Source organism: Streptomyces sp. NBC_00873 (assembly GCF_045207415.1).
GTDB lineage: Bacteria > Actinomycetota > Actinomycetes > Streptomycetales > Streptomycetaceae > Streptomyces.
In genome coordinates this window covers 4,822,602-4,841,792 of record NZ_CP108803.1, presented here as the reverse complement: position 1 = coordinate 4,841,792, position 19,191 = coordinate 4,822,602, and the positions used below count along the sequence as shown (strand labels likewise).

Sequence of the window (19,191 nt, the reverse complement as noted above, 5' to 3'; positions counted from 1 at the left end):
AGGGTATGTCTCGCGGGCGGCGGAGGCGGGTGGAGAGGCGCGGCGCGGCGGGCACATCCCTCGGACGGTGGCGGGAGGCGGTGGGGCGGGTGTGTCCGTACGGTCGTGGCACGGGGCTCATCGGTCCAGGAGGGCCGGGAGGTCGGCGAAGGAGTCGAGGACGTGGTCCGGGGTGCCGGTGGCGGAGCGGTGTGTCTCGGGCAGGTACTTGCCTGTTCTGACGAGGACGCCCGTGATGCCGTACCGCTGGGCCGCGAGTACGTCGGTCTCGATGTCGTCGCCCACCATCAGCGTGGCGGACGCGGTGGCGCCGAGGTGGGCCAGGGCGGTGGCGTAGAACGCCTCGGCGGGTTTGCCGGTGATTTCCGCCTCGGTCCGGGCAGCCCGTTCCAGCCCCGGGAGGAAGGCCCCGGTGTCGAGGGCGAGACCTTCCGCCGTACGCCAGTACAGGTTGCGGTGCATGGCGATCAGCCGGGCGCCGTGCTGGAGGTGGCGGAACGCGGCGTTGAGCGACGCGTAGTCGAATGCGTCGCCCGCTCCTCCCAGGACGACCACGTCCGCGGGGGCGCTCTCCCCCACGTCGACGAGGGTCACGCCCGTCAGGTCCTCGCTGACGTCGCCGCTGTTGAGCAGCGCGCACCGGGCCCCCGGGCAGTGGGCGCGCAGGTACGCGGCGGTGACGGCGGGCGCGGTGAGGATGTCGTCCTCGCCGACGGGGAAGCCCGCCGCGGCCAGCTTCGCGGCGATCCGGGTACGGGTGCGTGAGGTGGTGTTGGTGACCAGGGCAAACGGGAGTCCGGCGGCACGCAGCCGCTCCAGGGCGGCCATCGCGCCGGGCAGCGGTTCCCAGTCGACGGTGAGCACGCCGTCGATGTCGATCAGTACCGCTCCGATCCGTTCCATGGATCGACCGTCGCCGACTTGCGCAGGCGCCGCAAATGGGGTTGCTTCGAAGTAGGTGCGTACGTGCCTCTGTCTCCCCTGGGTCGGAGGTGAACCACCGTGTTGTTCACCGATCGCACGGATGCGGGCAAGCAGCTCGCCGAAGCGCTCCGGCATCTGCAGGGGGAGGAAAAGGGGGAGAGACCCGTCGTTCTGGGGCTGCCCCGTGGCGGGGTCCCGGTCGCCGCGGCGGTGGCGACCGCGCTCGGCGCACCTCTCGATGTGATCGTGGTCCGCAAGCTCGGTGTTCCTTACCACCGTGAGCTGGCGTTCGGTGCCATCGGGGAGGGCGGGGTGCGGGTGATCAATGAAGACGTCGTACGCCGCGGCGGGATCAGCCGCGGGGACATCGCGTCCGTGGAGCGCGCCGAGAAGGCGGAACTCACCCGGCAGGCACGGCAGTTCCGGGGCGACCGGCCGCGGTTGGAGCTGGCCGGCCGTACCGCGATCGTGGTCGACGACGGGGTGGCGACCGGCGCCACGGCCTCGGCCGCCTGCGAGGTCGTACGGGCGCAGGGCGCGGCCCGGGTGGTGCTCGCGGTTCCGGTGGCGCCCGCGGACACGGTCGCCTGGCTGCGTACACAGGTGGACGAGGTGGTCTGTCTCTCCACGCCGGCCCTCTTCTCGGCCGTCGGCGAGTGGTACCGGGACTTCTCCCAGACGCCCGACGAGGAAGTTCTCGCCCTGTTGAAGGCTTAGCGGGTGTCAGGCGGATCAGGCGCGGCCCCGCCCGTGGTCCGCCGGACCTGTCTCAGGGGGTGCCCGTACCGCCGCGCACCACGCCTGAGCCGGCCGGCCCCTCGGTTCGGCCGTACGTGTCCCGGCCGGTTCGCGCCGTACGTTCCCCGGCCCGGGCGCCGGTGCCCCCCCTTCGGGGTCCCGGGTCCGGTGTCCGGACCCGGGGCACTGCCGCAGTTGCTCAGTCCTGCTTGCCGAACCGCAGCTTCCACGGCGCCACCGCCGACTCGATCTGCACGCGCAGTCCGAGCTTCGACTCGCCGTTCACCCGCTCCTCGAATCGGATCGGGACCTCGACGATCCGCAATCCGCGCCTGACCGTGCGGTAGTTCATCTCCACCTGAAAGGAATATCCATTGCTGCGGACGGACGGCAGATCGATCGATTTCAGGGTGTCCGCCCGCCATGCCTTGAACCCGGCGGTGGCGTCCTTCACGTGCAGTCGCAGAATGGCATTGACATAGAAATTGGCCCAGGCGGAGAGCGCCTTGCGGTGCCATGGCCACTCGGTGGCCAGCGAACCGCCTTCCACATAGCGGGACCCAATGACGACTGCCGCATTCTCGGCGAACAGTTTCTCCACCATGACCGGAACCACGGACGCCGGATGGGAGAGGTCCGCATCCATCTGAATGACAACTTCCGCTTTCTCTGCGAGCGCACGCATCATCCCGGCCACGTAGGCGCGCCCGAGCCCGTCCTTCTCGGTGCGGTGCAATACCCCGACCAGGCCTGACGTCTCGGCCGCGAGCCGGTCCGCAACCTGCCCCGTGCCGTCGGGCGAATTGTCGTCCACCACCAGAATGTGCAGGTTCGGCAGATGCAGATCCTTGAGCAGATCGACGAGGATCGGCAGATTCGTCCGTTCGTTGTAGGTGGGGACGACCACCACAATCCTCGGGGAAGTCTTCTCCACGGCCATTCCCTTGCGCTCGCTCGTGTTCTCGGGGCTCCCAGACGTTCTCGGGCGTTCTCCAGTGTTCCGCGCTCCCGATCCGCGCGAGCCTAGCACCCGCCCCGTGCCCCTAAGACCGACCGGCAATTGGGGGGCGGTCTAAATGCGCGAAACAGCGTTCTCCGGATTTCCCTCCCTCCTTCGCGACACCGACCGTGTTCTCGCGGCCCGGCAGCTGCTGACCCGCGGCGGGCGGAGCGTTCGGCCGGGCGATAGTCTGGTGCGAGCAGGGACTGGTGACGGTTGCTGCGCGGCGGTGGGGCCCGCCGCACCCGAACCGCGGCAGCAGTGCCGCCAACGGTCCCTACTTGCGGTGGAACGTGCTCGTGTCCGGGCACCCAGCAGGTAGGAGACATGCGCCCATGGGAGCCCAGCAGCCCCGAGCGACACCCGTGACGGATCGTCCCGACGGCACCGGGCGTGTCGTACCCGGGCAGCGCAGCCGGCAGCCGGGCGGGCAGTGGCCCGTCCTCGGCGTCATCGCCCTCGGCGGCGCCGCCGGAGCCACCGCCCGTTACGGGGCGTCACTGATCTGGGGCACCCCACCGGGCGGCTTTCCCTGGACGACGCTGGTCGTGAATGTCCTCGGGTGCGCGGTGATCGGCGTTTTCATGGTCCTGATCAGCGACGTATGGGCGGCGCACCGGCTGGTGCGCCCATTCTTCGGCACGGGGGTGCTGGGCGGGTTCACCACGTTCTCCACGTACGCCGCGGACATCGAACGGCTGGTGGACGGCGGCCGGGCCCGCACCGGCATCGCGTATCTCGGGCTGACGCTGCTGGCGGCGCTCGCCGCGGTGTGGAGTGCGGTGTGGGTGACCCGCCGCGTGCTGGCATGGAGGCAGCCATGACGAGGGAGACGGAGCCGTCCGGGGCGGCCGAGCGGGGGCTGCGCCTGACGGTCCTGGTCGGGGAGTCCGACGTCTGGCACCACCGCCCCGTCTATGCGGAGATCGTGCACCGGGCGCACCGTGCCGGGCTGGCGGGTGCGAGTGCGTTCCGTGGCATCGAGGGGTTCGGCGCCTCGTCGCGGATCCACACCCAGCGACTGCTGTCGCTGAGCGAGGACCTGCCGGTGGCGGTCGTGATCGTGGACACCGAGGACCGGATCCGCGCGTTCCTGCCCCTCATCGACGAACTGACCGGGGACGGCGTCGTCGTCCTCGACGCGTGCGAGATCGTCCGCCGCCGCGACCGGGAGGACGGGCGGTGACCTGGCTGCTGGTGATCGTCGGCGCCGCGATCGGCGCCCCGCTCCGCTATCTGACCGACCGTGCGGTCCAGGCCCGGCACGACACGGTCTTCCCGTGGGGGACGTTCGCGGTGAACGTGGCGGGATCCCTGCTGCTGGGGCTGCTGACCGGCGCGGTGGCGGCCGGTGCCGCCTCGTCACAGGTGCAGCTGTTCGTCGGTACGGGGCTGTGCGGGGCGCTGACGACGTATTCGACGTTCGGTTACGAGACGCTGCGGCTGGCCGAGGACGGGGCGAAGTTCTACGCGGCGGCCAATGTCGTGGCGAGCGTGGTGGCGGCGCTGGGCGCGGTGTTCGCCGGGGTCGCGGTCGCCGAGGCGCTCTGGCAGTGACACGCGATCACTCTTCCCGTGTACGCCAACGGGTGTGCCGTCGCCCGCAACCCCGCCACCCGCACCGCCGAGCAGCCACGACAGGGCTGCCGTGGCTGCTCGGCGGATACGCGTACGGACGGTCGGCGCGATCCGCCGATGCACGACGGGCCCGGCGACACGCGGATCGTCGAACGAGCGTTGCGGGTCGGTCCAAGGGACTTCATGATTCCTTCGACCCGGCCCGCCCGGCTCCGGTCAGGCGGTGCGGCGCACCGGTGCCGGGCGGCGGTTGCGGCGGCCGCGGGACGACGAGCCGCCGCTCCTGGGACGCTCCGTCGCCGGTGCCGTGATGGTGACGGGCACACCCGAGGGCGCCTGCGCGCCGGTGATCCGGCTCAGCTCGGCCTCGCCGGAGCGGACCTGGGCGATCTTCGGGATGATGCCGGCGTCGGCCATCAGACGCGTCATCTCGCGGCGCTGGCCCGGCAGCACCAGCGTGACGACGGAGCCGGACTCACCGGCCCGGGCGGTGCGGCCGCCGCGGTGCAGGTAGTCCTTGTGATCGCTCGGCGGGTCGACGTTGACGACGAGGTCGAGGTTGTCGACATGGATGCCGCGCGCCGCCACGTTCGTGGCGACCAGCACCGTGACATGTCCGGTCTTGAACCGGCTGAGGGTGCGGGTGCGCTGCGGCTGCGACTTGCCGCCGTGCAGGGCGGCGGCCCGCACGCCGCTGTTCAGGAGGTGGTCGGTGAGCTTGTCCACGGCGTGCTTGGTGTCCAGGAACATGATCACCCGGCCGTCGCGGGCCGCGATCTCCGTCGTGGTGGCGTACTTGTCCGCGCCGTGGACGTACAGCACGTGGTGTTCCATCGTCGTCACCGCACCGGCCGCCGGGTCGACGGAGTGGACCACCGGGTCGTGCAGATAGCGGCGGACCAGCAGGTCCACGTTGCGGTCCAGGGTGGCCGAGAACAGCATCCGCTGCCCCTCCGGCTGCACCTGGTCGAGCAGCTCGGTGACCTGCGGCATGAACCCCATGTCGGCCATCTGGTCGGCCTCGTCGAGAACGGTGATGGAGACCTGGTCCAGCCGGCAGTCGCCGCGCTCGATGAGGTCCTTGAGCCGGCCCGGCGTGGCGACGACGACTTCGGCGCCACCGCGCAGTGCGCCGGCCTGCCGGCCGATCGACATGCCGCCGACGACGGTCGCGAGGCGCAGCCTCAGCGACTTGGCATACGGGGTGAGCGCGTCGGTGACCTGCTGGGCCAGCTCCCGGGTCGGGACGAGGACCAGGGCAAGCGGGTGCCGGGCCTCGGCGCGCCGTCCTGCGGTACGGGCCAGCAGGGCGAGGCCGAAGGCGAGCGTCTTGCCGGAGCCGGTGCGGCCGCGGCCGAGCACGTCGCGCCCGGCGAGCGAGTTCGGCAGGGTGGCGGCCTGGATCGGGAACGGCTCGGTCACGCCCTCGGCGGCGAGCGCCGCCAGCAGGGGCGCGGGCAGGTCCAGGTCGGCGAAGGCCTCGACTGCGGGCAGCGCCGGAGTAATGGTCTTCGGCAGGGCGAACTCGCCCTGTTTGGCGGCGGGCCGGCGGCCGTAGCCACCGGAACCGGAGCGATATCCGGAACCGGAACCGGAACCGGAACGGTAGCCGGAACCGGAACGGCTCGGGGCTCCGCCGCGGTTGCCGGAGTAGCGGTCGTTCGTGCGAGTTGAGCGGTTCAAGGAGAACCCTTCCTCGATATGGCGCGTATCGAGGAATTCCGCGCGGCAGTGAAGCGGCGCAGGAATCGCAAGAACGGGCCGATGAAATGCGTGGACGAAGCCCGGCTGCGAAAAGTGAGCCGTGTCCGACACGGAAGATGGTGAACCGTGTCCGTCACAGGGACGGGGGCCGGCACACGGGTGCGGGCCCGGAAAAGCAACGAGCTGGGGCCGGCGCACGGCGGGTGCGGGCCCGGAAAAAGCAACGAGCTGGGGCCCGCACCCGAAGGTGCGGGCCCCAGCTGCGCAAGTGCGTCTCAGCGCGTCAGGCGCCGGAGCATCTGCAGGATCACGCGGGGGTGATGTTCTCCGCCTGCGGGCCCTTCTGGCCCTGCGTGACGTCGAAGTTCACCTTCTGGCCCTCCTGCAGCTCACGGAAGCCACTCGCGGCGATGTTCGAGTAGTGGGCGAAGACGTCAGCGCCGCCACCGTCCTGCTCGATGAAGCCGAAGCCCTTTTCCGCGTTGAACCACTTGACGGTGCCAGTAGCCATGTTTTATCTCCTTCTGGGGCAGTGCCCGGGGACCCGCACTGTGCCGGTCCCGCGTCGCCGCAATGATTACCCCGTCCGGAATCATGATGCCGGAAATACAAAAGCGCGCTCATCAGCCAATTGTGGTGACAAGAGCACTTGGAGTTTTGGGAACCACAACTGCAACTGGCATCCACCGTAGCACGATGCAAGCGACCGCGCGCGGCGCGTAATTACACTCCGCCCGGCACGCCATAAACCCTCATCGCACATTGCATAAAATTCTGTGCTTGCGACAACAGATATGCGCCCCCGGCGCGGAGCCCCGGCGTCGGGACCCGGCCTCAGGACCCCGAACCCGCCACCGGCCGGCGCAGCTCCGCGTTGAGGCGCAGGGCCTCTTCGAGCTGGTCCTCCAGGATGACGATGCGACAGGCGGCCTCGATCGGCGTGCCGCCGTCGACGAGTTCGCGAGCACGGGCGGCAATGCGCAACTGGTAGCGGGAGTAGCGGCGGTGGCCGCCCTCGGACCGCAGGGGCGTGATCAGGCGCGCTTCGCCGATCGCCCGGAGGAAGCCGGGCGTGGCGCCGATCATCTCCGCAGCTCGACCCATGGTGTAGGCGGGGTAGTCGTCGTCATCGAGCCGGTCGGTGGCATGCGGAGGGGTTCCTGGGGGCATTTGCACCTCTTCCGGGCCCGCGGCGAGAAGCGACTGGAGGTTTCTCTGACGTCGTTGACCGAAAAAGAAACTCTCATGGTGCGAGCCATCATCTCTATGGTAGCCGCGAGAGATTTCCCGGACCGGGCAGGGGAGATCACCCGCTACACCCGAACGTGAGTGCGACCCGGGTGCGGGCGGCGGACACACTGATCAGCCGGTCAGTTGATGGCGGCGTGATCAATGGTCATAACGTACGAGCAGCCCTTCACGCATCCCCCGTCGTGAAGGGCTACGAATCGTTGCGGGCCCGACGGGCGGCCGGACACGCGGGCGCACGGCGGCTTCATGGGCAAGGGACTCCCCTCGTGGTCCCTTGCCCATGTTTTTTCGAGTTAACAGTGACGTAGAGTGTTTATGCAAGCCCACTCCTGACAGCGGAGCAGGATGTTCCGCTACGTCTCGCCCGCCTCCCCACGCTGCGGACCCTTCATCCGGGTGGTTACAGTACGAGCCCGTTGACCGGATCCAGGCAGGCGCAGCGTCTCAGGGGCGCGCGTGCCGCACGGACGTGAACGTGGGGGCCCGATGGACAACGGCGAAAAGCGCGCGCCGGAGCTGCGGACGCTGCAGCAGAAGGTCGAATACATGGTGGAGGAGACCTTCCCCGGCCAGAAGATCTCGGGGCGGGTCTTCGCGGACCTGGTCAGGGAACGCGGCGGTTCGCTGTCGCACAGCTACTTTTCCAACATCCTCGCCGGGAAGGTCACCCAGCCGTCCGAGGACATCCTCAAGGCCCTCGGACTGGGCTTCGGCGTCGACTGGCGCTTCTTCAAGGAGGAGTCCGAGGTCGTCGACGACGTCGTCGCCGGACTGCGGTTCCTCGCGAAGCGGCGTACCGGGGAGATCAGCGGGCTCGCCGGACGCGGCCTGGCCGACGACGGTCTGCCGCCGGAACTGCTGCAGTTCGCGTTCTCGCTCCTGGAGGACGCGAAGAACCGGCCCGGCCCCCCCGCCGACGGCGAGGGCAGCCGTTCCGCCGCCGACGGCCCATCGGCGCAGTAGGCCGCCATGTCCCTGCGCAAGCTGCGGAAGGAGTGCGAGGCCGGACTGGCCGACCTCCCCATCCCCGCACCGTTCTCGATCGCCGGCCTGGTGGCCAACATGGAAGCGGCCCGCGGCCGCACCATCGTGCTGCACGAAATGCCCGACCGGCTGGCGCGCGTCAATGCCGCCTGCGGTCTGCGGCTCGCCTCCGGCTCGACCAGCTTCGTGCTCTACCGGCGGCGCCCGACCGCGTACCAGACCCAGCACGTCATCCTGCACGAGCTGTGCCACGAGTGGTTCGACCACGGCACCTCGCTCGACGCGGACCAGCTCCAGCGGCTGCTGCCCGTCTTCGACACGTCCCTGATCTCGCGGGTCGTGGACTCCGGCGTCGCCGACGCGCTGCGCGCGGGCGACTCCACCGTCCAGGCCCGCGCCCAGTACGACACGCACGACGAGCGGATCGCCGAGTTCGGCGCCTCGCTCATCCCCCGGATGGCCAGGGACGTGACCAGCGACGACATGGTGGGACGCCTCGCCAATTCGCTGTCGCGCCCGGTCGCGCACCGCCGCCGCGGGCTGTTCCGCCGTACGTGACCCCGTCCCCTTCCCCCCACCCGGAGGAATCCCGCCGTGACCCCGCTCGACCTCGCCGGCTATCTCATAGCCGTCCTGATGACGGCTGTCGCCGTGTGGCGCATGCCGGCCGCCCTGTGGGGCGACGAGGAGGACAAGCGTCGCCGCGCCCTGTGGGGCTGCTACGCCGGATTCGCCGCCGCCCTGTGGACCAAGACCCAGGTGGTGCGGATCGGGCTCAACGACAGCCCGGTCACCGACCTCTCGGTTCTGATCAAGCACTACACGGCGACGATCGCGATCCTGGCGATCCTCAGCTACATCGTCGCCATCTACGGCCAGTACCCCGACGCCGGTGACGTCCCGCGGCACGTCCGGTTCGCCCGCTTGGTCCAGCAGGTGGCGGCCAAGGCGTCCGTCGCCACGCTGATCCTGCTGACGGTGCTCTTCTTCACCGTCGTCGACCGTTCCGTGCCGTCCGACCGCTTCGTCGCCGACCATGCGGGCCAGTGGGGCGCCACGCTGTACATGACCGTGTTCTACCTCTACCTCGGCGCCGCGTCCGCGGTCTGTGCCTACCAGTGGGCGCTGGCCACCGCCGGTGCCGGGCTGCGCCATCTGCGGGTGGGGCTCGCGATGATGACGTTCGCGATGTTCATCGGGGTCGCCTACACGGTCAGCCGCACCCTGTTCCTGTGGGTCAGCGTCGTCGATCAGCCGAGTGCCGCCTTCGCGCTGGAGTTCGACGAGGTCACCGAGGCCGCGCAGGTCGTGCTGTTCGCGTTCTTCGCGGTCGGCGCTTCCGTCCCCGCCCTCAGCAAGGGACGGCGCCGGGCGAAGCTGTGGCGGGCCCAGACCCGACTGCACGCGCTCTGGTACGAGTTGATGACGGCGTTCCCCGACCAGCCGTTCGAGCCCCCGGCCTCGCTCCGCCGCGAACTGACCCGGTTCGACACCCCCGCGGATCTCCGGATCGACCGGTGGGCCGCCGATATCGCGGACGCGGTCGAGAAGCTGCGCCACTACGTACCGGACAGCCTGCTCCCGGCCACCGCGGCAGCTGCCGCGGCCGACTCCCCTGCCCCCGCGAAGGCCGGTCCGCTCGCCGACGCGTACTGGATCAAGGCCGCCCTCACCGCGATGAACACCGGTGCTCCCGCCGGGAGCGCCGCGGCGGTCGGCACCCAGCACGCCATCGACCAGGACGGTGAGGTGGCGTGGCTGGTGCAGGTGGCGACGGCCTACCGGACCGTCACCGAGGACCGGGCCCGGGACGTACTGGCGGCTTCGGCGGGCATGGAGAGGACGGCATGACGACCACCGATTCGGCCACCGGCCCCGACACGACGACGGCCTCGACCGCCCGCGCGGTCACGGACGTGCTGCAGCCCCGCAACCTTCTGCTGGCCGGCATGCTCGCCATCGGGCTCGCCGCCGCCGACCACTGGACCGGGCTGCTGTGGGGCCTGCTCGGCGCCCTGTGCGCGGGGATCGTCCCGGCCGGATACATCGAGTGGGAGCGGGGGCGCGGCACCTGGGGCGACCGGCATGTGGTCGACCGTACGAAGCGCGCACCGATCTTCCTCGTCATCCTCGGCTCGGTCGGCGCGGGCTCGGTCGTCATGGTCCTCGGCCACGCGCCCACCGGGATCTTGGTGGCGATGCTGGCGCTGTGGGCGATGACGGTCGTGCTGCTGGCCGTCAACACCGTCTGGAAGATCTCGGTGGACGCGTCGGTCGCCTCGGCGGTTGTCGCGCTGCTGGCCGCGGTCCACTCGCCGTGGTGGCTGCTCGCGTATGCGATGACGGTCGCCGTGTGCTGGTCACGGGTGGCGCTCGGGTACCACAGCGTCGCCCAGACGGTGGCGGGCTCGGCGCTGGGTGCGGGGACGGCAGCCGCGTTCCTGCTCGTCTGACGGCCACTCGGTTCCGCCGTCGCGTACTCCGGTTGCACAACGCCGTCCCGCGTTCCGGACCCCGGTGCCGGTCCCGGACACCGAGAACCCGGACTTCGCCACCGTGATGTCCCGACCCGCCGCCGCCCGTCCGGTCTGACGATTCCGAGACGTGCCCGCACGATGCCGGGCCTGAGCCGGTGCCGGGACCTAAGGGCCGTCCCGTAATCCCTGGTGGGCGCACGACGACAGCTCCGGCGCCTCGCTGCGTTGCCGGAGCATCCGAATACGCCCAGTATGAGGACGCTCCTCCGCCTTGCGATGCACCGCATCCGACGCCGTGCGCTGATCCACCAGGGATTGCGGGACAGCCCTTAGCGTGACGGACATGCGTGTACTGCTCACCGGCGGAGCCGGTTTCATCGGGGGACACATCGCCGGGGCGCTGGCAGCGCGGAGGCACGAGGTGGTGGTGTTCGACGCGCTGCTGGAGTCGGCGCACGGCGTGGGCGCCGGAGGCGGCCGGGACGGGCTGATCGTTGCCGATGTCCGGGACCGGGCGGCGGTGGCCGATGCGCTGCGGGGCGTCGACGCGGTCTGCCATCAGGCCGCGATGGTCGGTCTGGGCAAGGATTTCACGGACGCCCCGGAGTACGTCGGCTGCAACGACCTCGGGACCGCCGTCCTGCTGGCGGAGATGGCCGCGGCCGGTGTGCGGAATCTGGTGCTCGCCGGTTCGATGGTCGTCTACGGCGAGGGGCGGTACGACTGCCCCCGGCACGGGCGGGTCCGGCCCGGGCCGCGGGCCGTCAACGATCTGGCGGCGGGCCGGTTCGAGCCGCGCTGCCCGGACTGCGGGGCGGAGCTGACGCCGGGGCTGGTGGGCGAGGACGCGCCCACCGACCCGCGCAATGTGTACGCGGCGACGAAGCTCGCCCAGGAACATCTGGCCGCCGCGTGGGCGCGGGCGACGGGCGGCCGGGCGGTGGCCCTGCGCTACCACAACGTGTACGGGCCGGGGATGCCGCGCGACACCCCGTACGCGGGGGTCGCCTCCTTCTTCCGCTCCTCGCTGGAGCGGGGCGAGGCGCCGCAGGTCTTCGAGGACGGCGGTCAGCGGCGGGACTTCGTCCATGTACGGGATGTGGCGGCCGCGAACGCGGTGGCACTGGAGGCCGTGGGAGGACGCGGGGCGGGAAGTTTCGCCGCGTACAACACGGGGAGCGGGGATCCGCACACGATCGGCGAGATGGCGACGGCGCTGGCGTCCGCGCACGGCGGTCCGGCACCGGAGATCACCGGCGGGTACCGGCTCGGAGACGTACGCCATGTGACGGCGGACTCGCGACGGCTGAAGGAGGAACTGGGCTGGCGCCCGGAGGTGGGGTTCGCGGAGGGGATGGAGGAGTTCGCCGGGGCGGCGTTGAGGGGGGCGGTCGCCACCGGTTGGCCGGCGGCCGCTTCGGCTCCGGACGGCCCGCCCGGCCTGCCCGGCCTGCCCGGCCTGCCCGGCCTGCCACCGGAAGCATGACCTCGAAGCAGCAGCCGCCCGTCACATGACGGACCTCCGCCCGGCCCTCGTGCGCCTCCACGATCCCCTGGCCGCGCGGTCCGCCGGGGGCGGGTCCGGGACCCGGGGTGTCCGGGATGTTCTCCATACGGTCACCTTGGCATCCCGGGTCGGGCAGTCGGCGGTCCGCCGAAGGGTCGACGTCCGTCTTCCGTAAGAACCTGAAGCCCGAAATGCCGGTTTTCGCTCCGTAGTGTGAGCGAGGTGACCGACTCCTACCCCACCCACTCCCCCCACGCCGACGTGGTCCTCCCCTGTCTGGACGAGGCCGCCGCGCTGCCCCGGGTGCTGGGCCGTATCCCGGACGGCTGGCGCGCCCTCGTCGTCGACAACGGCTCCACCGACGGATCGGCGGAGCTCGCCCGCTCGCTCGGGGCGACCGTCGTACATGAGCCGCGACGCGGCTTCGGCGCCGCGTGCCAAGCCGGACTGCTCGCCGCCGAGGCGGAGTTCGTCTGCTTCTGCGACTGCGACGGTTCCCTCGACCCGGGTCTGCTGCCCGGCTTCGTACGCCGGATCGCCGACGGCGAGACCGATCTGCTGCTGGGGCGCCGCCGCCCCGAGGGCCGTGGCGCGTGGCCGCTGCACGCCCGCGCCGGGAATCTGGCGCTGGCCCGGATGGTGCGCCGCCGGACGGGACTGCGCCTGCACGACCTCGGCCCGATGCGGGCGGGGCGCCGGGCGGACCTGCTGGCACTGGAGCTCACCGACCGGCGCAGCGGCTACCCGCTGGAGATGGTGGTGCGTGCGTCGGACGCCGGGCTGCGGGTCGCCGAGACCGATGTCCCGTACCTGCCGCGTACGGGCAGGTCCAAGGTGACCGGCACCTGGCGGGGGACCTGGCATGCGGTACGGGACATGCGCGCTGTCCTGCACAGGCCGCCGGAACGGACGAGCGCGGGGACGGCCCGACAGGAGGCGTCCCGATGAGCGTGCCCGGCCCGACCACCCTCCTCGTCATCGCCAAGGAACCGCTGCCGGGACTGGTCAAAACCCGGCTCACCCCGCCGTTCACGCCCGCCGAGGCCGCACAGCTCGCCGAGGCGGCGCTCCGGGACACGCTGCGCACGATGCTCTCGCTGCCCGCCCGGCGGCGCGTACTCGTGCTGGACGGGCGGCCGGGGCCCTGGCTGCCGGCCGGCGTCGACGTAGTGGCGCAGAGCTCCGGCGGACTCGACGAGCGGCTCGCGGCGGCGTTCGCCGGCTGCACCGGTCCGGCCCTGCTCATCGGCATGGACACCCCGCAGATCTCCGCCGCCCAGCTGGCGCCCGCGCTCTCCCCGGACGCCTGGAACGACTGCGACGCCTGGTTCGGCCCCGCCGACGACGGCGGCTTCTGGGCACTCGGCCTGGCCGCCCCCGACCCGGACCTGGTGCGCGGCGTGCCCATGTCCGTCCCGCAGACCGGTGCGGTCCAGCGGCGGCGTCTCGTCGACGCCGGACTGACCGTGCGCGATCTGCCGCAGCTGCGGGACGTGGACACAGCGGCGGACGCCGCGCACGTCGCCGCCGCGGCACCGCACGGGGAGTTCGCCGCGGCGCTGGCCCGGCTGACCGCGGCGGCGGCCCGATGAGCAGTACGGTTCCGGACCGCTCCGCCACGAGCACGGCAGGTTCCGAAAGAGAGGACCTCGCCCCGTGGTCCACCGACCCCTACACCGACGCGCTGCGCAACGGCCACGGTCCGCTCTTCCTCCGCCGTACGGACGGCTGGCTGCTGCCCCTGGACGTCGAGCGCTGGTGTGCGGAGGCCGACGCCGCCGACCTGTCGGCGCTGCGCCGCTGCGAAGGGCCGGTCCTCGACATCGGGTGCGGTCCCGGCCGCCTCGTCGCGGAACTGGCCTCCCGCGGCCATCGCGCACTCGGCATCGACGTCAGCGCCGCCGCTGTCGCCCACACGCTCCGGATCGGCGGCTCGGCGCTGCACCGTTCCGTCTTCGACCCGCTTCCCGGCGAGGGCCGTTGGGGCACCGTGCTGCTGATCGACGGCAACATCGGCATCGGCGGCGACCCGCACGGTCTCCTGCTGCGCACCGCAGACCTCCTCGCCCCCGGCGGGCTCCTCATCGCGGAGACGTCGCCACTGGACATCGACGAACGGGTCCAGGTCCGGTTGCACGACGGTCGCCTCGCACCGGAAGGGACCGGCGCGGAGGACCGGGCCGCCACCGGGGGCGCGCTCTTCGCCTGGGCCCGGCTCGGCACCCCGGCCCTGCTCCGATATGTGCAGCCGAACGCCTGGCGGGCCGTCGATCAGTGGGTGTCGGACGGCCGCCCCTTCATCGCCCTGCGCCGCACCCGGAGGGTCCGGACGCCCAGCCAGAACGCCGACACCGCGAACAACGCCGCCGTGATCAACAGCCAGTTCCCGAGGAACACATCGGGGGAGAGCCCGCTCGCCGGCTTGTAATGGGTCGCGTGCCTGCTGATCAGCGGGAACCACATCAGCAGGAGCAGCCCGGAGAGAAAGACGGGTACGCGGACGAAGTTGACCAGGGAGCGCGGTCCCAGCACCGCGCGTACGGCCCGGTCCCCCGTCGCGTACACCGGCAGCAGCACGAGGTCGTGCACCAGCGCGGAGCCGACGAACCACACCGCGACACCGAACGTGTCCCCCTCCAGCAGCCGCACACCCGCGTAGCCCGCGAGGGCGAAGGTGGCGGCCAGGAGCAGGAGATGCAGCGGCCCTTCCCCGTACCAGCGCCTGAAGACCGCCGCGGACCGCGGGCCACTCGTCCTCCGCATCACAGCTCTCCTCACAGCTCTCCGAATGTCAGCCGGGTCACCCATTTGGTGTTGAGCACGCCGGGCGCGGCCGGGACGATGATCCGCGCCGGGTACCCGTGGTCCGGCGACAGCGTCTCGCCATTGACCTCCAACGCCAGCAGCGAACGCGGGTCGCGCACCTGGTTGTCGCGGAGCGCAACCTTCCGGAACGGCCCGCTGCGCTGCACGGACTCCACGAACACCCCCGGCGGCCGGTCCGGATACCCGGCGAGCGCCGCCAGATCCCGCAGCCGCACCCCGCGCCACCACTGGTCCGCGGTCGACCAGCCCTCCACGCACGCGATCGGCAACGCAGCGCTGTACTGGTCCATGGCCAGCAGCTGTTCCCGGGTGAACGCGAGATCCCCGACGGGTCCGCTGACGGTCAGCCGCCACCGTTCACCCGTGTCGGCCGGGGTGATCCGGACGGACGCGGCTGTCTTGTTGATCTGGAAGCCGTTGGGCCCCGTCCCGGGGTCGGCGACCCCGCGCGGGGTGAGGAGTGCGGTGCTGCGCAGCACATCGAAGCTCCGGCCCACCGAGGTGACCAGCAGGAGGAGCGACCCGGCGCCCACCATGGCGAAGGCGCCGCGCCGGGAGATGGTCGGCGTATGCGGGGCGGGGGACGCCAGCTCATCGGTCTCACCCCGCAGTTCACCGCTGCGCAGCACCCGTACGGCCCGCGGGAGCTTCAGCCCGACGTGGGCGACGAACCCGGCGAAGAACACCCACGCACCGTAGAAGTGCAGCGGGTAGAACGACCCCGGGAACACGTACTCCACCTGGATGTTGAGCAGCCCGGTGATGAACTCGAACAGCGCCCCGCCGACGAGCAGCAGCAACGACACCCGTTCCAGGGCATGCCCCACCGACCGGGCCGGCGGCAGCGCGAAAAACTTCGGGATCACCGACCACAGCTTCGCCAGCAGTACCGGTACGAGCACGATGCCGCCCGTGACGTGCAGCCCCTGTGTCAGCCGGTACAGCCAGTGCGGTCCGGTCGGCCAGGCGAACAGGTAGAACCCCAGCAGTCCCTTGCCCGGCGTCTTGTCGTTGACCGGCGCAAGATCCGGGTTGTACGCGGCGTACGACAGCAGCCCCGTCACGAACACCAGCGTCAGCCCGACGAGGAGGACGAGCCCGAGCACCGCCGTGAACCGGACGCTGCGCACGGGGCTGCGCCAGAACCCGGGGGAGGAGGGCAGCCGATCCGTGGTCCGGAGCCGTTCGAGAACGGCCGGGACCCGCCCCGCGGACGGTCCGTCATCCGATGGCCCGGCACGGCCCGTCCCACCGAAGCGGAACGGAAACCGGAACGCTCTGTCGTGACGTCTGTCGCCCATGTCCCGACGCTAAGCCCGAGGTCTCGGGCCGCAGCGCGTACGACTCCTGACGAAACTCCGATGTCACTCCCGATGACCGCCAACCGGGCCAAGATCTGACAGTTCGATGACGCGCCCCGGTGGCACCGCCCGTCATCGCCCCGCCCTGCATAGCGTGCCTGTGTGAAGACCGAGGAGCACGTGAAACGTGAGCAGCGCACCGCTGGCCGCAACCACCGCGCCATGGGCCGACGCTTCGACCTGATCGCCGCCGCCGCCGGTGTCCTGCTGGTCACCGCCGCCGTGCTGATCGGCCGGGCGATCCAGGACGCCGACGGCAGCCTCTTCGTCCACTGGCCGCCCCTGCTGGCGTCCTGGTACCCGCACACCGGCCCCGGCACCCCGGCCGCCGTGGTCGTCGCCGCGGCCGTCGTCGCGTACGGGCCGGTCCTCGCCGACCGGCTGCCCTGGCGGGGTCTGCTCGCGACCGCGTGGGCAGCCTCCCTCGGCTGGATCTTCTCCCTGGCGATGATCGACGGCTGGGGGCGGGGCATCGCCGAGCGGCTCACCACGAAGCATGAATACCTGCAGGTCATCAGCCGTTTCGACGATATCGGCGCAGCGCTGCGCGGATTCGACACGCACATCCTGATCGGCCCCCCGGGCAACTGGCCCGCCCATGTCGCCGGTCATCCGCCGGGCGCCACGCTCACCTTCGTGCTGCTGGACCGGATCGGACTGGGCGGCGGCGGCTGGGCCGGTGTCTGGTGCATCGTGCTCGGCGGCTCCGCCGTCGTCGCCGCCCTGATCACGGTGCGCGCCCTCGCCGACGAACACCTCGCCCGCCGCGCCGCCCCGTTCCTCGTCCTCGCGCCGATGGCGGTCTGGACCGGCGCCTCGGCGGACGCCTGGTTCGCCGCGGTCGCCGCGTGGTCGGTCGCCCTCCTCGCCCTGGCCGCAACCCGCCGGACCCGGCCGGGCCGTGCCACCGCGGCCGCCCTCGCCTCCGGCCTCCTCTACGGCCTGACCTGCTATCTCTCGTACGGCCTGACGCTCATCGCACTCCTGCTCCTCGCCGTCCTTCTCCTCGCCCGCACCGCGCGCCCCCTTCCGCTTCTCCTGCTCGGGGCGCTCGTCGTCCCGGTCGCGTTCACCCTGGCGGGCTTCAACTGGTGGGAGGCGTACCGGCTGCTGGTCGAGCGCTACTACCAGGGGGCCGGCGGGATCCGCCCGTACGCCTACTGGGTCTGGGGGAACCTCGCGGCCACCACGATCGCCGCCGGTCTCGCCACCGTCGCCGGTCTCCGCCGGGCCGCGGCCGGTGCCCCCTCCGCCGTCCGCGCCGTCCGCACCGGCGCCACCTCCGCACCGCAGCGGCTGAGCCTCCTCGCCCTGGCCGCGCTCCTCGCCCTCCTCGTCGCGGATATGTCCGGAATGAGCAAGGCAGAGACGGAACGCATCTGGCAGCCGTTCGTCCTCTGGCTGCTGCCCGCCGCCGCACTGCTCCCCCCGTCCGCCCGCCGCGGCTGGCTGACCGCGCAGGCGGTCGTCGCCCTGCTCGTCAACCACCTGCTCTGGACCGGGTGGTGAGTTCGGGAAGCACATTGAACCGATCACGCACGGGTACAGGTTGCCCCGTGCCGACATTCGAGATCACCACCGCAAGCGCCGCCGACATCGACATGCTGGGCGAGTGGGCCCACGCCGAGGGCTGGAATCCGGGCCGCACCGACAGCCACGCCTTCTTCGCCACCGACCCGCGCGGCTTTCTGATCGGCAGACTCGACGGCGAGCCCGTCTCCTCCGTCTCCGTCATCCGTTACGGCTCCGGCTTCGGCTTCCTGGGCTTCTATCTCACCCGCCCGGAACTGCGCGGCCGGGGTTACGGGATCCAGGTCTGGCACGCCGGAATGAACCGGCTCGCCGGGCGCAACGTCGGACTCGACGGCGTCGTCGCCCAGCAGTCCAACTACCGTGAATCCGGCTTCCGTCCGGCGTGGACGAACATGCGCTGGGTCGGGCTGCCGCCGACGGACATCACCGCACCGCCCGGCGTCTCCCTCGTCGACGCCCGGTCGCTCCCCTTCGACCGGCTGGCCGCCTTCGACCGCCGCTACTTCCCCGCCGAGCGCGACAGTTTTCTGGCCCCGTGGATCGCCGCCCCCATGCGCACCGCTCTCGCCGCCGTGGCCGACGGGGAGGTGCAGGGCTTCGCCGTGCTGCGCCCGTGCCGTACGTCGTCGCGCATCGGCCCGCTGCACGCCACGTCGCCCGAGGTGGCCGCCGCCCTGGTGAGCGCCCTCTCGGCCACTGACCCGGAGACGGAGATCGCCGTCGACGTACCCGACATCAATCCGACGGCGGTCCGACTCGCCGAACAGCTGGGGCTCACCCCGTCGTTCGAGACAGCGCGCATGTACACGGGTCCGACGCCGGACGTCGACCACACCGGGCTGTTCGGCATCACCAGCCTGGAACTCGGCTGACCGACGGACGCCCTGACCGCCGCCCCCTGGCCCCTGTCCGCCCCCTACCGCCCCAGCCGGTCCAGCACCCGGCCGCGGAGCAGCTCGTACTCCTCGCGCAGCCGTACGATCTCCGGCGGCCGGGGTATCACCGTGCCACCGGTGACGATCTCCTCCGGCCCGAACCGCTCCCGCGTGAGGTCGATCTCCACGCCCATGCCCAGCCGGTTCCACCAGTGGAAGTCGGTGCGCTCACCGTCGACCCGGACCTCGCCGCGGATCAGCTCGCCGCCCGGCAGATCGCCCGGCACCAAGGCGGTGACCCCGCACTGGTCCCGGGCCGGGTTGTCCGCAGTCCAGTGCGGCCGGTGGCCGGGCGTGGTCGTGTCGGCACCCCAACCTGCGCGGACAGCGGCTTCGACATCGGCGAGCAGCAACGGCTTCGAGGTCTCCATGA

The 19,191-nt window shown here is 71.5% G+C and carries 20 protein-coding genes and 1 pseudogene; 14 read left to right on the top strand and 7 right to left on the bottom strand.

The genetic code is table 11. The features are described from left to right. Positions 1-117 precede the first annotated feature (117 nt). Positions 118-903: an HAD-IIA family hydrolase gene (locus tag OH809_RS22290; RefSeq protein WP_406420720.1), complete on the bottom strand. Its 786-nt coding sequence runs from the start codon at positions 901-903 to the stop codon at positions 118-120. A 99-nt stretch (positions 904-1,002) separates the two neighbouring features. Between OH809_RS22290 and OH809_RS22285 the strand changes: the two are divergent. Beyond that, a pseudogene (locus tag OH809_RS22285) lies at positions 1,003-1,632 on the top strand (phosphoribosyltransferase); the annotation flags it as partial. A gap of 229 nt (positions 1,633-1,861) precedes the next feature. Here OH809_RS22285 and OH809_RS22280 read toward each other — a convergent pair. Next, positions 1,862-2,602, bottom strand: coding sequence for a polyprenol monophosphomannose synthase (locus tag OH809_RS22280; RefSeq protein ID WP_406515481.1), 741 nt, complete (start codon positions 2,600-2,602; stop codon positions 1,862-1,864). A gap of 395 nt (positions 2,603-2,997) precedes the next feature. Here OH809_RS22280 and OH809_RS22275 point away from each other — a divergent pair, with 395 nt between their 5' ends. From OH809_RS22275 to crcB, 3 genes are read left to right on the top strand one after another with little or no spacing between them, the layout of a single operon-like run. Continuing rightward, positions 2,998-3,486, top strand: a complete 489-nt coding sequence (locus OH809_RS22275; RefSeq protein WP_406420722.1) for a fluoride efflux transporter FluC — start codon at positions 2,998-3,000, stop codon at positions 3,484-3,486. Next, positions 3,483-3,848, top strand: coding sequence for a DUF190 domain-containing protein (locus OH809_RS22270; protein WP_406420723.1), 366 nt, complete (start codon positions 3,483-3,485; stop codon positions 3,846-3,848). The genes OH809_RS22275 and OH809_RS22270 overlap by 4 nt, the downstream gene beginning before the upstream one ends. Further along, positions 3,845-4,219: a fluoride efflux transporter CrcB gene (gene crcB, locus OH809_RS22265; RefSeq protein WP_366135196.1), complete on the top strand. Its 375-nt coding sequence runs from the start codon at positions 3,845-3,847 to the stop codon at positions 4,217-4,219. The genes OH809_RS22270 and crcB overlap by 4 nt, the downstream gene beginning before the upstream one ends. A gap of 237 nt (positions 4,220-4,456) precedes the next feature. On the opposite strand, the gene OH809_RS22260 is transcribed toward crcB, so the two are convergent. From OH809_RS22260 to OH809_RS22250, 3 genes are all read right to left on the bottom strand, one after another. Beyond that, the gene (locus OH809_RS22260) at positions 4,457-5,923 is read right to left on the bottom strand and encodes a DEAD/DEAH box helicase (protein WP_406420724.1); all 1,467 of its coding nucleotides are present in this window, start codon (positions 5,921-5,923) and stop codon (positions 4,457-4,459) included. Between the two features lie 328 nt (positions 5,924-6,251). Beyond that, positions 6,252-6,455: a cold-shock protein gene (locus OH809_RS22255; protein ID WP_015609674.1), complete on the bottom strand. Its 204-nt coding sequence runs from the start codon at positions 6,453-6,455 to the stop codon at positions 6,252-6,254. A 323-nt stretch (positions 6,456-6,778) separates the two neighbouring features. Then, entirely contained in the window at positions 6,779-7,114 is a 336-nt protein-coding gene (locus tag OH809_RS22250; protein ID WP_406420725.1) for a MerR family transcriptional regulator, read from the bottom strand. Between the two features lie 567 nt (positions 7,115-7,681). Between OH809_RS22250 and OH809_RS22245 the strand changes: the two genes are divergently transcribed. The 8 genes from OH809_RS22245 to OH809_RS22210 all read left to right on the top strand — a co-directional run bounded on the left by OH809_RS22245 (position 7,682) and on the right by OH809_RS22210 (position 14,591). Further along, a complete protein-coding gene (locus OH809_RS22245) occupies positions 7,682-8,158 on the top strand; it encodes a hypothetical protein (protein WP_406420726.1) in 477 nt (158 codons plus the stop codon). A 6-nt stretch (positions 8,159-8,164) separates the two neighbouring features. Then, the gene (locus tag OH809_RS22240) at positions 8,165-8,737 is read left to right on the top strand and encodes a toxin (RefSeq protein WP_366135194.1); all 573 of its coding nucleotides are present in this window, start codon (positions 8,165-8,167) and stop codon (positions 8,735-8,737) included. 36 nt (positions 8,738-8,773) lie between these two features. Next, positions 8,774-10,030 (top strand): MAB_1171c family putative transporter, encoded by a 1,257-nt coding sequence (locus OH809_RS22235; RefSeq protein WP_406420727.1) that lies wholly within the window; start codon positions 8,774-8,776, stop codon positions 10,028-10,030. Next, entirely contained in the window at positions 10,027-10,632 is a 606-nt protein-coding gene (locus OH809_RS22230) for a hypothetical protein (protein ID WP_406420728.1), read from the top strand. The genes OH809_RS22235 and OH809_RS22230 overlap by 4 nt, the downstream gene beginning before the upstream one ends. A 367-nt stretch (positions 10,633-10,999) precedes the next feature. Further along, positions 11,000-12,142, top strand: coding sequence for an NAD-dependent epimerase/dehydratase family protein (locus tag OH809_RS22225; protein WP_406420729.1), 1,143 nt, complete (start codon positions 11,000-11,002; stop codon positions 12,140-12,142). 234 nt (positions 12,143-12,376) lie between these two features. Then, entirely contained in the window at positions 12,377-13,111 is a 735-nt protein-coding gene (locus tag OH809_RS22220; RefSeq protein WP_406420730.1) for a glycosyltransferase family 2 protein, read from the top strand. Continuing rightward, a complete protein-coding gene (locus OH809_RS22215; protein WP_406420731.1) occupies positions 13,108-13,755 on the top strand; it encodes a DUF2064 domain-containing protein in 648 nt (215 codons plus the stop codon). Before OH809_RS22220 ends, OH809_RS22215 begins: the two co-directional genes overlap by 4 nt. After that, positions 13,752-14,591, top strand: coding sequence for a class I SAM-dependent methyltransferase (locus OH809_RS22210; RefSeq protein WP_406420732.1), 840 nt, complete (start codon positions 13,752-13,754; stop codon positions 14,589-14,591). Before OH809_RS22215 ends, OH809_RS22210 begins: the two co-directional genes overlap by 4 nt. Positions 14,592-14,937: 346 nt before the next feature. On the opposite strand, the gene OH809_RS22205 is transcribed toward OH809_RS22210, so the two are convergent. After that, positions 14,938-16,290, bottom strand: a complete 1,353-nt coding sequence (locus tag OH809_RS22205) for a molybdopterin-dependent oxidoreductase (protein ID WP_406420733.1) — start codon at positions 16,288-16,290, stop codon at positions 14,938-14,940. Between the two features lie 222 nt (positions 16,291-16,512). Here OH809_RS22205 and OH809_RS22200 point away from each other — a divergent pair, with 222 nt between their 5' ends. Beyond that, the gene (locus OH809_RS22200; protein ID WP_406425046.1) at positions 16,513-17,859 is read left to right on the top strand and encodes a hypothetical protein; all 1,347 of its coding nucleotides are present in this window, start codon (positions 16,513-16,515) and stop codon (positions 17,857-17,859) included. Positions 17,860-17,906: 47 nt separating this feature from the next. Next, a complete protein-coding gene (locus OH809_RS22195; protein WP_406420734.1) occupies positions 17,907-18,755 on the top strand; it encodes a GNAT family N-acetyltransferase in 849 nt (282 codons plus the stop codon). Between the two features lie 44 nt (positions 18,756-18,799). Here OH809_RS22195 and OH809_RS22190 read toward each other — a convergent pair whose 3' ends face one another. Next, positions 18,800-19,189 (bottom strand): hypothetical protein, encoded by a 390-nt coding sequence (locus tag OH809_RS22190; RefSeq protein ID WP_406420735.1) that lies wholly within the window; start codon positions 19,187-19,189, stop codon positions 18,800-18,802. Positions 19,190-19,191: the final 2 nt, after the last annotated feature.